This window comes from Ruegeria sp. HKCCA4812 (genome assembly GCF_013034245.1).
GTDB lineage: Bacteria > Pseudomonadota > Alphaproteobacteria > Rhodobacterales > Rhodobacteraceae > Ruegeria.
Genome location: NZ_WQFQ01000006.1, coordinates 190516 through 207035, shown reverse-complemented (window position 1 = coordinate 207035; position 16520 = coordinate 190516). Strand labels below are relative to the sequence as shown.

Annotated in this window: 17 protein-coding genes; 1 reads left to right on the top strand and 16 read right to left on the bottom strand. The window is 59.9% G+C overall.

Annotated features, from left to right (window positions below):
* Positions 1–2: 2 nt before the first annotated feature.
* The 12 genes from GOW04_RS22290 to GOW04_RS16685 form a co-directional block, all read right to left on the bottom strand.
* Positions 3–245 (bottom strand): hypothetical protein, encoded by a 243-nt coding sequence (locus tag GOW04_RS22290; protein ID WP_171233323.1) that lies wholly within the window; start codon positions 243–245, stop codon positions 3–5.
* Positions 246–329: 84 nt separating this feature from the next.
* Positions 330–1844, bottom strand: coding sequence for an aldehyde dehydrogenase (NADP(+)) (locus GOW04_RS16735; protein WP_171233322.1), 1515 nt, complete (start codon positions 1842–1844; stop codon positions 330–332).
* A 72-nt stretch (positions 1845–1916) separates the two neighbouring features.
* Positions 1917–2597 (bottom strand): GntR family transcriptional regulator, encoded by a 681-nt coding sequence (locus tag GOW04_RS16730; RefSeq protein WP_171233321.1) that lies wholly within the window; start codon positions 2595–2597, stop codon positions 1917–1919.
* A gap of 190 nt (positions 2598–2787) precedes the next feature.
* A complete protein-coding gene (locus tag GOW04_RS16725) occupies positions 2788–3813 on the bottom strand; it encodes a proline racemase family protein (protein ID WP_171233320.1) in 1026 nt (341 codons plus the stop codon).
* A gap of 7 nt (positions 3814–3820) precedes the next feature.
* Complete coding sequence (locus GOW04_RS16720; protein ID WP_171233319.1) at positions 3821–4924, bottom strand: cis-3-hydroxy-L-proline dehydratase; 1104 nt, start codon at positions 4922–4924, stop codon at positions 3821–3823.
* Between the two features lie 15 nt (positions 4925–4939).
* The gene (locus tag GOW04_RS16715) at positions 4940–6190 is read right to left on the bottom strand and encodes an FAD-binding oxidoreductase (RefSeq protein WP_171233318.1); all 1251 of its coding nucleotides are present in this window, start codon (positions 6188–6190) and stop codon (positions 4940–4942) included.
* Positions 6191–6256: 66 nt separating this feature from the next.
* A complete protein-coding gene (locus tag GOW04_RS16710; protein WP_152460599.1) occupies positions 6257–7189 on the bottom strand; it encodes a proline racemase family protein in 933 nt (310 codons plus the stop codon).
* Positions 7180–8139, bottom strand: coding sequence for a dihydrodipicolinate synthase family protein (locus GOW04_RS16705; RefSeq protein ID WP_171118193.1), 960 nt, complete (start codon positions 8137–8139; stop codon positions 7180–7182). Before GOW04_RS16705 ends, GOW04_RS16710 begins: the two co-directional genes overlap by 10 nt.
* Positions 8140–8178: 39 nt before the next feature.
* A complete protein-coding gene (locus GOW04_RS16700; protein ID WP_152460597.1) occupies positions 8179–8901 on the bottom strand; it encodes an amino acid ABC transporter ATP-binding protein in 723 nt (240 codons plus the stop codon).
* The gene (locus GOW04_RS16695) at positions 8898–9560 is read right to left on the bottom strand and encodes an amino acid ABC transporter permease (RefSeq protein WP_171233317.1); all 663 of its coding nucleotides are present in this window, start codon (positions 9558–9560) and stop codon (positions 8898–8900) included. The genes GOW04_RS16700 and GOW04_RS16695 overlap by 4 nt, the downstream gene beginning before the upstream one ends.
* Before the next feature lie 11 nt (positions 9561–9571).
* A complete protein-coding gene (locus GOW04_RS16690; RefSeq protein WP_171233316.1) occupies positions 9572–10234 on the bottom strand; it encodes an amino acid ABC transporter permease in 663 nt (220 codons plus the stop codon).
* A gap of 70 nt (positions 10235–10304) precedes the next feature.
* Entirely contained in the window at positions 10305–11105 is an 801-nt protein-coding gene (locus tag GOW04_RS16685) for a transporter substrate-binding domain-containing protein (RefSeq protein WP_152460594.1), read from the bottom strand.
* Positions 11106–11212: 107 nt separating this feature from the next.
* On the opposite strand from GOW04_RS16685, the gene GOW04_RS16680 reads away from it, so the two are divergent.
* Positions 11213–11488 carry a hypothetical protein gene (locus GOW04_RS16680; protein ID WP_171233315.1) on the top strand — a complete coding sequence of 92 codons (276 nt, stop codon included), beginning with the start codon at positions 11213–11215 and terminating at the stop codon, positions 11486–11488.
* A 57-nt stretch (positions 11489–11545) separates the two neighbouring features.
* Here the strand turns inward: GOW04_RS16680 and GOW04_RS16675 are convergent, their stop codons facing one another.
* Genes GOW04_RS16675 through GOW04_RS16660 form a run of 4 tightly spaced genes read right to left on the bottom strand, consistent with a single transcriptional unit; the run spans position 11546 to position 16519 of the window.
* Positions 11546–12772 carry a Tm-1-like ATP-binding domain-containing protein gene (locus tag GOW04_RS16675; RefSeq protein ID WP_171233314.1) on the bottom strand — a complete coding sequence of 409 codons (1227 nt, stop codon included), beginning with the start codon at positions 12770–12772 and terminating at the stop codon, positions 11546–11548.
* 13 nt (positions 12773–12785) lie between these two features.
* Positions 12786–13727, bottom strand: a complete 942-nt coding sequence (locus GOW04_RS16670) for a phosphotransferase enzyme family protein (RefSeq protein WP_171233313.1) — start codon at positions 13725–13727, stop codon at positions 12786–12788.
* Positions 13724–15019 (bottom strand): aspartate aminotransferase family protein, encoded by a 1296-nt coding sequence (locus tag GOW04_RS16665; protein WP_171233312.1) that lies wholly within the window; start codon positions 15017–15019, stop codon positions 13724–13726. Before GOW04_RS16665 ends, GOW04_RS16670 begins: the two co-directional genes overlap by 4 nt.
* Positions 15020–15034: 15 nt before the next feature.
* Entirely contained in the window at positions 15035–16519 is a 1485-nt protein-coding gene (locus GOW04_RS16660) for an aldehyde dehydrogenase (RefSeq protein WP_171233311.1), read from the bottom strand.
* Between the last annotated feature and the right edge of the window lies 1 nt (position 16520).

Here is a 16520-nt window from a genome sequence, read left to right as displayed (position 1 = left end):
GTTTACCTTTCTTGAGATATGAAAAGAGAGGTGGATGCAGCGAGGAAATTGATCTCGAATGGGGCGATCATCTCATGGGTCGTGGCGAATTGGTTGTGGTGCTGGGCAACACGGGTCATTTCATACAGGTAGTTCACCAAAGTGCCAACGGATGGGGCCGGGATTGCGTTGCCGTGAACCGAATGAACAAAAGCACTGTTACCCAAATGAAACTGTGCAATTGGATCCAGGGGTGTGTGCTTCATTCCCCTGACACGACGCAGTTGCAACCGCCGACACCCTGCTGTGCAACGTGCTTTCAGAGTATCGGTGGGTGTCGACTGATTTCCCTATGAGAAGTGTTCCGGCAGCAATGCATCCGGCAGATTCTGATAGCAGACAGGACGCAAGAAACGTCGGATCGACAATGTGCCCACGGATGTGGCACCGAAATTGGTCGAAGCCGGGTAGGGGCCGCCATGGACCATGCTGTCACATACCTCGACCCCTGTGGGGAAGCCATTGGCCAACACGCGCCCGGCTTTGCGTTCAAGGATCGGCAACAGGGACTGCGCCATGCCCATGTCGGCCTCGTCCATATGCAGGGTGCAGGTCAGCTGCCCGTGCAATCCGCGCGCGACGTTGTGCATTTCGTCGGGTGTCTCGGCAGTCACGATGATGCCCAGTGGGCCGAACACCTCTTCCGCGAGGGATGTGTTGGCCAGCCAGGTTGCGGCGCTTGTTCGGTAAAGGAAAGGGGTCGCATTGCGCTGATCGCATGTCGAAGCCAGAACCTCGTGAACGCCAGCGGTTTCAGCAACACGGGCCTGACCGTTGCGATAGGCTTTGGCGATGCCGTCGGTCAGCATGGTCTGCGCCGGAACTTCGGTCAATGCGGCCTGCGCGATCTCGGCGAAACGGTCCGTTGCTTCACCTGCTGGCATCACGACGACGCCCGGGTTGGTGCAGAACTGACCAGCGCCCATCGTAAGCGAGCCGGCCCAGCCTTTGGCGATATCTTCACCCCGGTTTGCCAGTGCCGCATCCAAAATGAACATGGGATTGACCGATCCAAGCTCGCCAAAAAACGGAATCGGTTCGGGGCGCGCGGCGCACAGGTCGAACAGGGCGCGACCGCCCGCAAGCGATCCGGTGAACCCGACCGCCTTGATCAGAGGGTGCTGCACCAAGGCTGAACCCACAGCCGGTCCGCCGTCTTGGATCAGACTGAAAACGCCGGGATGAATGTTGCAACGGCGGATGGCCGCAAGGATGGCTTCGGCGATGATTTCGCCGGTGCCCGGATGGGCGCCGTGGCCTTTGACGACAACCGGGCAGCCGGCAGCCAGTGCGGCGGCGGTGTCCCCCCCGGCGGTGGAAAATGCCAGCGGGAAATTTGATGCGCCGAACACCGCGACCGGGCCGATCGGGCGCTGGATCATTTTCAGATCGGGCCGGGGCAGGGGTGCACGGTCCGGCAGCGCGCTGTCGTGGCGCCGGTCCAGATAATCGCCGCTGAGGATATGCGTTGCGAACAGCCTCAGCTGCCCCGACGTGCGGCCCCGCTCACCTTGCAGCCGAGCCTCGGGCAGGCTGGTTTCCTGAGTGCCAATCTCGGTGATTGCATCGGCGCGCGCTTCGATCTCGTCGGCAATGGCGTTCAGAAAGGCGGCGCGTTCTTCCCGAGTGGAATAGCCATAACTCCAAAACGCCTCTTCCGCGGCCTGCGCAGCGGCGTCGACGTCTGAAATCCGACCTTTCGAAAAGTCATGCGATGGCCCATGTGCGGGTTGTGATGCAAAGAAGTCGTCACCAGCAAGCCAGTTGCCGGCGATCAGATGCTTGCCATGCGGAGTAAAGGTCATTTGGGCCTCGTGTTTCGGGATGTCCAGATTAATGGATAATGTATCCAAAATGACAGGACATGCAAGACCGCCCTAGGGTTCGTCTGTCCCGCGCTTCGAGGCGATCATTTCCAGAAGCTGTTCCTTGGTCCGGCGAATATGCTGGGCCAAAACCTCGCAGGCTTTGTCCACATTGCCTTCCCGGGCCAGCCGCAACAGATCACGATGCTCCTTTTTTGCGGGTTCGCGCTGTTTCATCACGCTCAGATGCATCCTGACATAGCGATCCGATTGCAGGTTGACGCGGTCCAGCAATTCGTTGGTCAGCTTCCGCTGTGACGCCGCATAAAGCGCCGAGTGATACTGATAGTTCAATATCCCCCACTTGCCGACGTCATTTTCATCATACGACGCTTCCATCTGCTTGAGGATTTCGTCGCAACGCGCAAATTCCCCTGGGTCCATATTCGGGATGGCTCGGCGGAACAGATCGACTTCGATCAGGATGCGAAGATCGAAAATTTCACCGATTTCGTCGAGGGAATGCTTGGTCACCGAGCCGCCGCGATTGTTGGCCCATTGCACCAGACCTTCGGCATTCAGGCGCTTCAGCGCCTCGCGGATCGGCATGCGAGAGACATCATATTCCTCGGCCAGTGCTTCCTGCCGGATCGTCTCACCCTCGGCGAGTTCGCCGCTGAGGATACGTTCACGCAGATCATTTGCGATGACGTCCGGTAGGCTTTGTTTCGTGATCGCGCGTTTTCCTGCCATTTCCAATATCCCGCCACGGTTTTTGGATACAATTACCCGCAATCACGGACTTTTCCAAGCCGAACTTGGATTTCGACCCATGTTCAACCCCTGCCCGAGATTTGAAAAAAGGCCTGAATCTGATGATGAAACCGCAACGAGGCCGCGTATCTTCAGACTTTTCCGTTTTCGAAAACCGTGCCTGCTGACATCAAACGCCCCAGGTGTCAGACAGGCGATATCCACTGGGCCATGGATCGTCAGGGTCCAACATGTGCTGATGAATTCCGGTGATCCAACCGCGACCGCTGATTTCAGGAACGATCGCCGCGCGGCCACCGACCTGCGCAGTGTCAATGATCCGCCCGGTGAATCGCGATCCGATGATCGAGACAGCCTCGAAGGTCTGGCCGGGTTTCATCACCCCCTTGGCCGCCATCAGCGCCATGCGCGCGGATACAGCGGTGCCCGTCGGCGAACGGTCGACCTTACCCGGCTGGATCGCCACGGCGGACTTGCCGCTCAGGCCGGTTTCCGTTTCATTCAACGGGCCGCAAAAGGCGCAGAACGATATATGATCCCAGTCCGGGTTCTCGGGATGCGAGAATCCAAGCTGCTCATTGGCGGCGTTTGTGATCTTAACCCCCAGCCGGGCAATGTCGCGGGCCTCGTGGTCGACGATTGCGAACCCAAGCGCCTGCGCATCGACGACCACGAAACTGTCGCCGCCATAAGCGGTGTCTACCGTTATCGTGCCCAGTCCGGATACCTCGAGCGGGACGGACAGCTTGTCGGCGAAACTGGGCAGGTTCTGGACAAAGATGCGTTGTGCCTTGCCATCGCGGCATTCCGCACGTACCCGGACCAGCCCGCCCGGTGCCTCGAGCAACATATGGGTTTCCGGCTCGTGCATTGGAATGATCCCGCCATCCAGCAACACGGTTGAGACACAGATCGAGTTGGACCCCGACATGGGCGGCGTGTCTTCGGGTTCCATGATGATCCAGGCGGCGTCCGCCTCGGGGTGTTTTGGCGGAACCAGAAGGTTGACATGCCGGAACACACCGCCGCGTGGTTCGTTCAGAACAAAGTTGCGCAGGGTCTGGTCCCGCGCAATGAAGCTTCGCTGTTCCCAGAGACTGTCGCCCGGCGGTGGGGCGACACCCCCGACGATGACATCCCCAACCTCACCTTCGGCATGGGCCGAGATCACATGTACGGTTTTGCTGCTGCGCATGTTTACCTCAGCTATATTGCGCGACGGGGGCACCCAGCGCGTCGAAGATCGGTGTGACGCCCAGACCGGGGCGATCTGCTGCGGTCATCCGGCCATTGACTCGCTTTGGCGCGCCCTCGGCGATGTCCACGGTACCATAGGAATTGAAATCGGTGGCCGAGAACGTGAACTCGGACGGTGTCGACCGCGCCAAATGAGCGATGGCGGCGGTGGTGATATCGCCCCCCCAGGTGTCTTCGATGGTCATCGGGATACCATGTGCGACGCAAAGATCGCGCATCAGCCTTGCCTTGCTCAAACCTCCTACCTTTGAGATTTTCAGGTTGATCACGTCCATGGCGTCGTCGGCAATGCCGCGGACCAATGTGTTGGGCGTGTCGATGACCTCATCCATCACGAAGGGCAGCGCGGTGCGCCGGCGGATCGACACGCATTCCTCATAAGTCAAACAGGGTTGTTCCACATAGACATCCATGCCCGCGATGGCGCCTACGACACGCGCGGCCTCGTGCCGGGTCCAGCCAGTGTTGGCATCCGCCACCAGCAGGTCGGTCTTTTTCAGAACCGCGCGGGTGGCGTGAATGCGGTCGATGTCGTCATTGGCGTCGCCGCCCACTTTCAGTTGAAACTTCGTATAGCCTTCGGCCGCATAACCTTCGATCTTTTGCGCCATGATGTCCGGTGCTTCCTGGCTGATCGCGCGATACAGCACCACGTCCTGTTGCGCGTCGCCGCCCAACAGGGTGTAAAGGGGTTGCCCGGTCGCCTTGCCCAGCAGATCCCAGCAGGCGATATCAACAGGCGCCTTGGCATAAGGGTGGCCACGCAGGGCGGCATCCATGGTGCGATTGATCTGGCCGATTTTCAGCGGATCCTGCCCGATCAGATGTGGCGACAATTCCGCCAGCCCGGCCCTGACGCCCAGGGCAAAGGACGGAAGATAAGCCGATCCCAGCGGGCAGCATTCGGCATACCCCTTGAGACCTTCATCCGTGATGATCTCGAGAACGGTGCTGTCGAAGACTTCGACATAGTTGCCATTGGACCAGTTGTAGCGGCCTTCCTTCAGCGGCAGATCCACCTGATATACGTTCAGTGCAGTGATTTTCATGAGGTGTTCTCCTGATCAGAAGCGTGTGGATGCGTAAGGCTTCATGTCGAGCGCCGGCTTGGTGTCCGTGACCAGATCCGCGACCAGTTCCGCCGTGCCTGCGGATTGCGTCAAACCCAGATGGCCATGTCCGAAGGCGTAAAACACCTGTGGTGCACGCGCCGAACGGTCGATCAGCGGCAAACTGTCGGGCAGCGACGGCCGGAAGCCCATCCATTGCGTGCCGCCTTCCAAATTCAGGCCAGGCATGAAGCGCCCGGCCTTTGCCAGAAGCGCGTCGGCGCGTTTGTAATTGGGCGGCAGCTTCAGCCCGCCCAACTCGACCGCGCCACCGATGCGCACACCGCCGTTGATCCGCGTCACCACAAAACCGTGGCCACCGAATGTCAGATGGGTGCGCAGATCAAAGGCCCCTTGGGGCAGGGTCGTGTTGTACCCGCGCTCGGTTTCCAGAGGGATGCGATCGCCCAGGGTTTGCGCCAGGTGATGAGACCACGCCCCGGCAGCCACGATCACCTGTCTTGCATCAATTTCACCGATCGAAGTCGTCAGGCGAACGCCCGCATCCATGGGTGTGAGCGCGCTGATTGTCGCGATTTCAACCTGACCGCCACGGGCGGTGAACCGGGTGGCCAAATGTCTTGTCCAGCTGGCCGGATCGACCGTGTTCATCCAGGTGGGCGTAAAACCCGCATGGGTAAATCGTCTGTCAAGCCCGGGCTGGATTTCCGCAATCGCGTCGGGGCTGTCCAGCAGGTCAAAGGGGATGCCGTGATCCTTGCGCCTGTCCCATGTGGGCAGACTGGCGCGGAATTCTGCTTCACCCTCGAACACCTGCAACTGGCCGTCGCGTTGCATCAGCGCTTCGCCGTCGACATCCGCGATCTGGCGTTCCAGCGCCGCGCGGCTGTGATCCATCAAAGCAGCCTGCGCAGACAAGGCCGCAGCATAGCGATCCTGCCAACTGGCCCGCCAGAACCGCAGCATCCACGGCGCGATGTTCAAAGCGTAGGAGGGAGGAATTGAAAGCGGACCCAGCGGATCAAACAGCCATTTCGGAGCTTTACGCATGATCCCGGGGGTGGCCAATGGCACGATGTCGGTAAAGGCAAAGGCTCCGGCATTGCCCTTCGAGGCGCCGGCTCCTACGCCTTCGCGATCCAGCACCAGCACGCGCCGGCCGCGTTTTTGCAATTCAAGTGCGGTGCTGATGCCGATGATACCGGCACCGATCACAACGATATCCGTCGGGTTGTCTTGCAGCATGGCCAGATCTTCTCAAACTGTGGCTTGGTTCCGGGGGCTGGATTGCGCCAGTCCCCGAAAATTTTGTCAAAGAAGGATCCCACCGCGGAACGGATCGTTTTGCGCGAAAATCAATCTGCCTTCGGCCATGATATGCGCCTGCCCGGTCAGGGTCGGAATGATGCCGCCATTGGGACCGGGCTGAAAGCTCAGCCGGTAAGAGCTGCCGATCACGCTTTCCTGCACGATCTCTTGCCCCGGAACCAGAACCCCATCCGCGGCCAGACAGGCCAGACGCGCAGAACTGCCGGTCCCGCACGGGGATCGGTCATATTGATCGTCCGGGCACAGGACGAAATTCCTGCTGTGAACGTCGTTGTCCGGGGATTTGTCCTGCAAGATCACGTGGTCCACCGGTTCCCCGTTTTCGCCACGCACGTTCTGGTCGATGCAGGCTTTGCGAATTGCAATGGTCAGATCGGTGAGGGCACGGATGTTGCCGGGCGTCACGTCCATCGGGCTGGGATCGACAATGAAGAACCAGTTGCCACCATAGGCCAGATCGCCTGTCACTTTTCCATGGCCTTCGACGTCTACCGACACCGAAGCCCTGACCCGGCGGCTTTCGATATTGGTGACGCGCACCGTATTGGCGTCCAACAGGTCAACCGAGATGACGCCGGCCGGCGTTTCGACCCTGTGCGTCCCCGGACCGATCCGGCCCAGATGGGCCAGAGTGACCCCAAGGCCGATGGTGCCATGACCGCACATGCCCAGAACGGCGTCGGCATCGAAATAGATCACGCCGGTTTCGCAGCCAGACGTTTCCGGGGCCACCAGAAGCGCCCCGACCATGCCGGGTTGACCGCGTGGTTCCAGAAGGACCGATTTGTAGAAATCCTTGTGCTCGGTGGCCAGGCGTTGCGCGCGCTCGGCCAGCGGGCCCGACCCCAGATCGGGGCCGCCGTTCAGGATGACCCGCGTGGGCATGCCTCCGGTATGGCTGTCGATCACATGCATTCAGCGATGACCCCGCCCTGGCTGGACCAGTCGGCAAACCAGGTGCGGAACAGTTTGTATTGCTGTTCGCAATAATTGCGCTGGGCATCCGTCAGCTCGTCGGTTTCGTTGAAGTGCAAGCGGTATTCCTCTTCACCGTTCAGGACCAGCAGGTGCTTGTAGTACAGCACCAGATCGGTGCCTTCGTCAAAGCTGGCCAGCACGCCAAAGGCTTCTTCAAGCTCGCGCGCGCGCAGGCGCGCTTCGGCATGGCCCGCCGCCGCTTTCTGGCACAGGGCGGCCAGCAGCAGTGCCTCTTTGGGCAGGGCGGTGCCGATACCGGTAATCGAACCCGTGGCGCCGCAGTTGACGAAGCCATGATAAACCTCGGTGTCCACGCCCACCATCAGCGTGACCTGATCATCTTTCGAGGTGATGTGTTCCGCGGCGTAGCGCAGGTCGCCTTTGCCTCCGAATTCCTTGAACCCGACAAGGTTCGGATGATCTGCACGCAATTCCAGGAACAAATCAGCGCGGGTGGCGAAGCCGTAGACGGGGCTGTTGTATATGATGGCCGGGATATCCGGCGCGGCTGACAGTATCGCCTTGAAGTGGTTGCGCTGTGCCGGGATGGACGATCCGCGCGACAGCACACGTGGGATGACCATAAGCCCTGCCGCGCCGACCTTTTGCGCATGTGCAGCTAGCGCCACGGCAGATTTCGAGTTTATCGCACCGGTGCCGACGACGACAGGAAGGCCGGCGTCGATCAGGCGTTCGACACCTTGCATGCGTTCGGCATCCGACAGCAACGGCCAGTCGCCCATCGAGCCGCAATACACCACGGCCGACATGCCGGCCTCGATCATTTCCTTGCCCTTTTTCACCAGGGCATCGAAATCCGGGGTCCGGTCGGCTTTGCACGGGGTCATCAGGGCTGGCATGGTGCCGGTAAAGATATTCTTGGACATGAAGGTGATCTTCCTCGTTGTTTCAGGGGGCCAGTGCACTCAGCGCACGTTGGCCAGGAATTTACGGGTGTGTTCGGATTGCGCATCACCGAATATCTGCCCGGGCGGACCGATCTCTTCCATCACGCCCTGATGGAAGAAAGCAACCCGGTCCGACACATCGCGTGCGAAACCCATCTCGTGCGTGACACAGATCATGGTCATCCCTTCTTCGGCCAAAAGGCGCATCGTGTCGAGAACCTCGCCCACCAGTTCGGGATCCAACGCTGACGTCGCCTCATCAAACAGCATGTATTCCGGCTCCATCGCCAGCGCGCGGGCGATGGCCAGACGCTGTTGCTGGCCACCCGAAAGGGCAGATGGGTAGACGCCCAGCTTTTCGCCCAGGCCAACATGGGTCAGTTGGCGGGCGGCGATGTCGCGGGCTTCTGATTTTGACAGTCCCTTGACGATCTTGGGGGCCAGCGCGACGTTTTCCAATGCGGTCAGGTGGGGAAAGCTGTTCCATTGCTGAAACACCATTCCCAGCTTTGTGCGCAGCTTGTTGATGTCGGTGCCCTTGGCATGAACATCAGTGCCATCCACCCTGACCGAGCCTTGCTGGATCGGTTCCAGCCCGTTGATGCAATACAGCAGGGTCGATTTGCCGGAGCCCGATGCGCCGATCACCGACAGGACCTCTCCTTTCTGCACATCCAGATCGATGCCCTTCAGCACATGCAGCGCGCCGAAATACTTGTGCAGGTCGCGAATTTCGATCATTGGGCCCACCTTTTTTCAAGAGACGCGGAATAGCGCGAAATCGGATAGCTGAGCGCGAAATAGAACGCGCCCGCGATTGTCAGGATCAGGAAAGGTTCCTGCGTCCGGGTGATCAGGATCTGACTGGCCTTAAGCAGTTCGACATAGCCCAGCACCGAAACCAACGCGCTGTCCTTCATCACTCCCAATGCGACACCGACCCAGGCCGGGAACACCGCGCGCCCGCCAATCGGGAAGACGACATAGCGCAGATCCTGCCAATAGGTCATGCCCAGACTGCGCGAGGCACGGCGCATCGGCGCACCGACGGCCTCGATCCCGCCGCGTGCGACATTCGCAACCAAGGCGGCCGTGTAGATCGACAGGATCACCACGCCCGAGGCGAACGGGTCCAGATTGAGCCCGACAATGGGCGCAAAGTTGTAGAACAGCACCAGTTGGATGATCAGCGGGACGGAACGGAAAACATCCAGAAACGGGGCCAGTGTCAGGGTTGCAAGCAACTTGCCTTCGTACAGGATCCACCCGCATACCACGCCAAGAAGTGTTCCGATGGATATCGACAGAACCGAAATCCAGAGTGTCCGCAGGGCAGCTTCGCCCAGAAACCACAGATCATTGATGGTGAAGCCGCTGAAAAAGCTGACAGTGGGTTCCATCCGAGCGTCCTTCAGTAGCGAAAGAGCCGGGTCGCCAGCAGGCGTGAGGCTCCGAGAATGATTTTGACGATCACGTAGTAGATGATCGCGGTGACGGCGAAGTATTCGAAGATGCGGAAGGTGCGCGAGGCAAAGAACTGCGTTTCACCTGACAGTTCCCGGAAGCCGACCAGCATGCCCAGCGAGGACATGAGCACGGCCCAGACCATCTGATTGGTGATCGGGTGATAGACGATGCGAAACACCTGCGGGATCACCACGCGTGTGTAAGCCTGCCACGCGGTCATGCCCAGGGAACGAGAGGCCCGCAACTGCGTCTCGGGGACGGCCTGGAAACCGCCGCGAAAGTTTTCGGCCAGATAGCCGACGCAATTGAAGGTCAAACCCGCCAGCACGATGAAATAAGGCGACAGGTGCAGGCCGAATGCGCCAAGCCCGAAGCCGAAAAAGAACAGCTGAAACAGGGCGGGCGTGTTTCGGGCCAGTTCGACCCAGGCCGAGGCGAACCAGTACAGCGGCCCCTTCAGGTGCAACCGCGTCAGCGCAAGACACAGGCCGATGAGGATGCCAAGGATCATCGCCAGAACCGCGACTTGCAAGGTCAGCAGCGATGCCTCAAGCAAGTCCGGCAGGCTTTTCATGACCGGGCGCCAGTGGAAGTTGTAATCGAACACAGGTTTTTTCCGAATTGACCGGCTCTTTCGCCCGGCCGAAACCAGACGAAAGAGCACTTGGGGGGTGAAATCAGTACATCACGCCGGGGATGCGCAGCTCGGGTGCTTCGCCTCCGACATATTTGCCCCACAGTTCCTGATACCGGCCCGAACGCACCTGATGCGTGACAAACAGGTTCAGGAAATTCAGCCAGGTGACGTCCTGTCGTTTGCCCACGACCGAGGTGTAGTCGGTGGTCCAGGGCATACGGGGGCCGGCCACCACGGTTTCATACTGCTGGGTGATCGGCAGAACGGCGGTGTTGGTGGTGATGCCGATATCGGCCTTGCCCTGCGCGACCGCCAGAAACACCTCGTTTTCCGACTGATAGCCCTGATAATTGCCTTCCTCACCCCATTCGGCGGCAATCTTCAGCCATTCCTGTTCTGGCACGGTGCCAATCGCGGCGGCGACGCGTTTGCCGCGGATGTCTTCGAAGGTTTCGATCCCGCTGTCCGCGTTCACGACGCCCTGCGCATAGTAGATTGCATAGGGAATGCTGAAGCCCACGGTCCGCGCCCGTTCAAGGCTGTCCGAGGTTGCGCCGAACACGACGTCGGCGCGCCCGGTCACGATGACCGGCAGGCGTTCGGCCCAGGTCAAAGGCAGGATTTCCGCCTCAACTTCAAGCGCTGCGGCCAGATCATTGCAGTAATCCACGTCAAAACCCGCCGGTTCGTTGTTGGCGTCGCGATACCCGATCGGCGGAAAGTCCAGAACAACGCCGCAGCGAAGAGTCCCGCGATCCACGACATCGTCGAGCGTGTCCGCCATCGCAGGACCTGTTGTGAAAGTGGTGAAGGCCGCCAAAGCGACGAGTTTCTTGAGCATGTGATCCTCCCTGAATCAAAGATGCGATCACGAATAAAGGATATTGGATCCAACATCCATAAAAAATTTCCACCGGCAACAGAAACGGGCCCGTACCCGGCTACAGGATGGATCAATTGTTCAAGAAACGCCCTTCGCTGATTGATCGTCTTGGGGGGGCAAGCCGATCATCCAATCGTTCAAAACGTTGTGGAGACGCTTTTGGCGCAACATCCAATGAAGGACCGGTCATTCTGATCCGGTCCGCGTTGCGCAGCTTGCAACGGGCCGGGATGGACGTAGAAAACCCCAACACGTTCTGGAACCGTCCGCCTGAGGACTGGGTGCCCGAGGGTCACGGAACCGACCTGCACAACCCGGACAGGTGCCCCCATTCGCTGTAAGACAACGCGCAGGGTTGTTTTTCCCTTTCCCGATGCTGCCAATGGCGTTCAGTCTGTTCAGATGACGCCGGTTTCCACCCACGTGTCAAATCGCGACAGAACAGCTTCGCAGAAAGCCGCGTCGTTGATGTGAACATCCAGCTCGGTCATCGGCACCCGGCCGGGCATGACCTTGCGCGCCTCGTCCACCATTTCTGCCAGAGCCTCTGGATCATGCGCCTCTTCGCCTTCCCTGTCCCAGGCCTCGACGCCCTGAACGGGCAAAAAGAAATGCACCGGCCCGGTTGCGGCTTCCAGCCGGTTGGCGAGTTCCCGAATCCAGGCGCGCCGTTCGGCGCCGTTGAAGACCGAGCTTTTGATCAGGCGGTTGTGTTCGTGGAACGGGCGATCGGCATATTGTTCGGGGATGTCCTGCCAACCCGCAAAATCCAATAGATCCAGCGCACCGGGCGCCACCATCTGGGGCGTTCCTACGCGCCCGGCATTGGTGACCCGGTCATCGCCGCTGGAGACAACGGAACCCGCCATCAGGTTGCCGAATTCCTGCATGCAGAAGTCCATCACGCAGGCAAACGCGCCTTCGCCCGCCAGTTTTTCATAGGCCATGCCGCCCATGCCGGTGGAGTGGAACACCGCCACTTCAAACCCGCGGTCTTCCAGTGCCGGTTTCAGAATTTTCATGTAGCGCAGGCAGGACGAACCAAGGCTGGTCATCCCGATCAGAGGTTTGCTGCGATCGGGTGCGGTCGCTGCCCTGGCTGCGCCCACGACGGCCCCGGCAGCCTGGCTGAGCGACGATTTGCAGATCGAATTCATGCCATACAGGCCGCCGGCCCACAGGATCATCTGAACATCCGGCGCCAACCGGTGCGGAGGGATCAGAGGCGAGAAGCTGACCGTTGACACGATATATTTGGGAACGCCCATCGGCAAAGCCTGTGCACAATCCAGCGCAAGGTCTGTACCCATGGTCCCGCCCGTGGCCAGCATCCCGTCAAATCGACCTTCTGAATAGGCCCGCGCAACAACTTTTGCGGCCCCTGCGGACATCACGCGAAAGGCTTTGTTCTCGTCTCCTTGCGCGATGACCTGTTCTATTGTCATGCCACCGGCAGCGGCAACGTCGTGTTTCGAGATATCCGTCGGTTCGGACGCATCACCCAGAACCGATACATCCATGGTCAGCACGTCAGCGCCCTGCGCTCTGACCGCCTTTTCGATGAACCGCATTTCGGGCTCTTTGGTATCATACGTACCAATCAGCAGGATTGTCTTTTGGGCCATTGGTGCCTCCTGTCTAGGTGTGCTGTTGAAGGTATTGGGACATCAACGCCCGGGCGGTTTCAATGAACCGCTCATTGCGTATGCCCGATCCATCTTCGTTCAGTCGGGATGCAACCCATCCCACGTAGGTTACGGCGCGCAGTGCCATGAACAGGTCGAGTTGGCGGGTGCAGATCGGTCGTTCAGATCGATACCCCGCCAGCAAAGCACCGCGCAGCTGGTTGAAATCAGGTTCGTGCAGGTTCTTGAGAAGCGTCGTTGCGATATCAAACAGGCGAAAACCGAACCCGGCATCGTCGAAATCAATCAGCCACAGTTTGTCCCCGTCAACCATGACGTTTTCGCGGACAAGATCGGCGTGGATCAGGCCGTAATCCAACTGATTTTCCGCGCGCCGAAGGTCACGATCTGCGATATCCCGGAACGCCAGGAAAAGGGCCCGGTCCGTTTTTCCAAGCGTTGGGTTTTCCCAGAAACGACCCCAGACAGGGGCGTCTCCAAGCAGCCCGCTGCGATCCCATGACCAACGCACGAAGTCCTGAGGAGGTGCCCATCGGTCGCTGATGTGGTGCAGCCGTGCCATTTCCCGGCCGACTGAGCAAAAGACGCCTGTCCTGTCCTGATGCGTCAAAGCCTTTCCTGTCGCACCCAAAGGGCGGCCCGGCAACCAGTCGAGCATGTCGACCTGAATGCCCTCCACCAGATGCAGATAGCGCCCATCTGAGGCCGCGACGGGCGTTGGAACCCGGACCCCGTTTTTGCCGAGAACAGCCATCCACTGTAGCTCTGACCGGAGTTCGGCATCCGTTCGCAAGTCCTTGCGATGCAGTCTCAGGGCATAGGCGGTCTGGCCTGCCTGAACGCGATAGACGCGGTTTTCCCGAGCCGCCACGAGAGACGCCTGGCCATCAGCCAGCCCCCAAAGGGACAGCGCATGTTCCACGATCTGCTTCATGCCACCAGCGGCGTTTCCGCCAACACGTCGTCCAGCGTGTCGAAAAGAAGGTCCGCGTTTTCGACAGAGAATGGCATGGGCGGGCGAATTTTCAGAGTATTCTTGTGACGCCCAAGCTTGGAGTGAATGATCCCGCGCTGGCGCATGGCGTTGATGATACGGTCAGTGAATTCACCGGCGGGTTCCTTGCTGTTGCGATCAAGAACCATTTCAGCCCCGAATATCAGCCCCGAGCCGCGTATGTCTCCGATGACGTCATATTTTTCTTTCAAAAGGTTCAGCCGTTTTCGCGCGTGGTCGCCAACGGATCTGGCGTGTGCGACCAGGCTCTGGTCTTCGATCTCTTCCAAAACCGCCATCGCGGCAGCACAGGAAACAGGGTTTCCGCCAAACGTGTTGAAGTACCGATATCCCTTGCGGAATGCCGAAATGATCTCGGAACCTGTGACCACGCCGCCTACTGGATGGCCGTTGGCCATGGGTTTGCCCAAGGTCATGACATCCGGCACAACGCCCAACTTCTGATGCGCCCACATGTGGGTGCCGGTTCGGCCAAAGCCTGATTGCACCTCGTCGCAGATCAACAGGCCCCCGGCCTGGCGTACGACCTTGGCCGTGGGTGCCAGCCAACCGTCCGGGTTGTCGGGAAACCCCTCGTTCAGAAAATAAGGGCAGAGGATCAATGCGGCAAAACCGGTGCCGGCCTTTTCGTGTTCCGCAATCTGTTCCGCCACGGCATCGGCGAATTTTGACCCGTCCGGGTCGGGATTGCGATAGCTGTCGGGCGCGCTGACAAAGCGGAAATACCGGCCCAGACCGAAGCCGACCGTCGGGATGTTCGATTTGCTCAACTGGCTGACCAGCGCGGTATTGCCGTGATAGGTGGCGTCGGTGGCAATGATCCCTCGTTTTCCGGTCATCGCCTCGGCCATTCGCAGAGCAATGTCATTTGCCTCGGAACCGGTACAGGTGAGGATGGCCGTATCCAGGGATTCGTCCATCGTTCCGGTCAGTTTTTCCACATAGTCCAGAATCCCGTCATGCAGATACCGGGTGTGCGTGTTGAGCGTGCGCGCCTGACGACAGATCGCCTCGACCACGCGCGGGTTGCAATGCCCCACATGAGGCACGTTGTTGTAGCAATCCAGATACTTGCGCCCGTCCGCATCCCACAGCCAGACGCCTTCACCTTTCACGAAATGAACGGGTTCGTCATAGAAGGTCGATACATTGGGCCCCAGCAACCGGGCCCTGCGTTCAATGAGTTCCGCGGATTTTGCTGGAAGGGTCATGCGGGCGGCCTTTTTTCAGAGTTTTATCCAGGCGGTTTTCAGATCGAAGTATTTCTCGATCGCGTGCAGCGATTTGTCGTGCCCGTTGCCGGATTGGCGAACGCCGCCCAGCGGAACGGTCAGGTCGGCACCGCCATATGTATTGACATGCACAACGCCGGCGCGAATGCCTGCCACCATGCGATGCGCGCGGCTGAGGTTCGAGGTCCAGACACCACCGGCCAGCCCGTAAACCGTGGCGTTGGCAAGGCGCAGCGCTTCGTCTTCGTCGGCAAAGGGCGTGACGGCCAGAACAGGGCCAAAGACCTCATTCTGGAACAGGGTGTCGGTCTCTTTCACGTTGGCCATCACGGTCGGCGCCATGTAATAGCCTCCGGTCTCTGTCAGGATGCGGTTTCCGCCGGTCCGGCGCTCGGCGCCTTCGGCCTCGGCCTTGGTGACGAAATCCAGATTGGCCTGAAGCTCTGGCAGGCTGTGGACCGCACCGATCTGGTTGTTGAGATCCAGCGGGTCGCCGACGCGAAAGCCTTCGGCGTGGCGGCTGATCTCGGCGACGAAGTCCTCGTAGATCTCTTGCTGGACCAACAGGCGCGATCCGGCGACGCAGACCTGACCAGAGTTGCGGAAGATGCCCGCCGCGGAAACCTTGGCCGCTTCGGCCAGATCAGGGGCGTCGGCAAAAACGATGTTCGGGGATTTGCCGCCCAGTTCAAGATAGCAGCGTTTCAGGTTCGACCGCGCCGAATACTCCAGCAGCCGCCGCCCGGTCGTGCCCGACCCGGTAAACACCATGATGTCGACATCCATCGACAGGGCCAGCGCCTCACCCACGACCGAGCCACGCCCGGTCACGACGTTGAACACCCCATCGGGCACTCCGGCTTCTGCGGCCAGTTCGGCAATCTTGAGCAGGCTGAGTGAGGCGCTTTCGGCAGGTTTCAGCACGACGGAATTGCCTGCGGCCAGTGCCGGTGCAATTTTCCAGCTGCCGATCATCAGTGGAAAGTTCCAGGGCACGATGGCCCCCACAACCCCGACCGGAGCGTGATGCACAAGACCCAGAAAGTCACCGCTTGTCGGGGCGATTTGCCCGTAGATCTTGTCGATCGCCTCGGCATAATACCGGAAAGTGGCCGCCGCCGAGAGCGCCTCGGCCTTGTAGGCCATGGTGATCTCGGTTCCGTTGTCGCGCACGCCCAACACGGCCAGTTCAAGCGCGCGGCCTTCAATCAGATCAGCCAGCTTCAACAGCACTTTCTTGTGGCCGGCAGGGGCCATGCGCGACCATCGCCCGTCCTCGAAAGCATCGCGCGCCGCGCGCACGGCCATGTCGACATCGGCCGGTGTGCCTTCGGCGATCAGCGCCAGAGGTTGGCCGTTGATCGGAGACAGAACCTGATGCCGGGCCCCGGTTTCGCCATCCTGACTGTGGCCGTTTATGAAATGCCCGCGCGGAGCAATGTCCTGCGCACGCAGCGCATCAATCGAGGATTGGTCCATG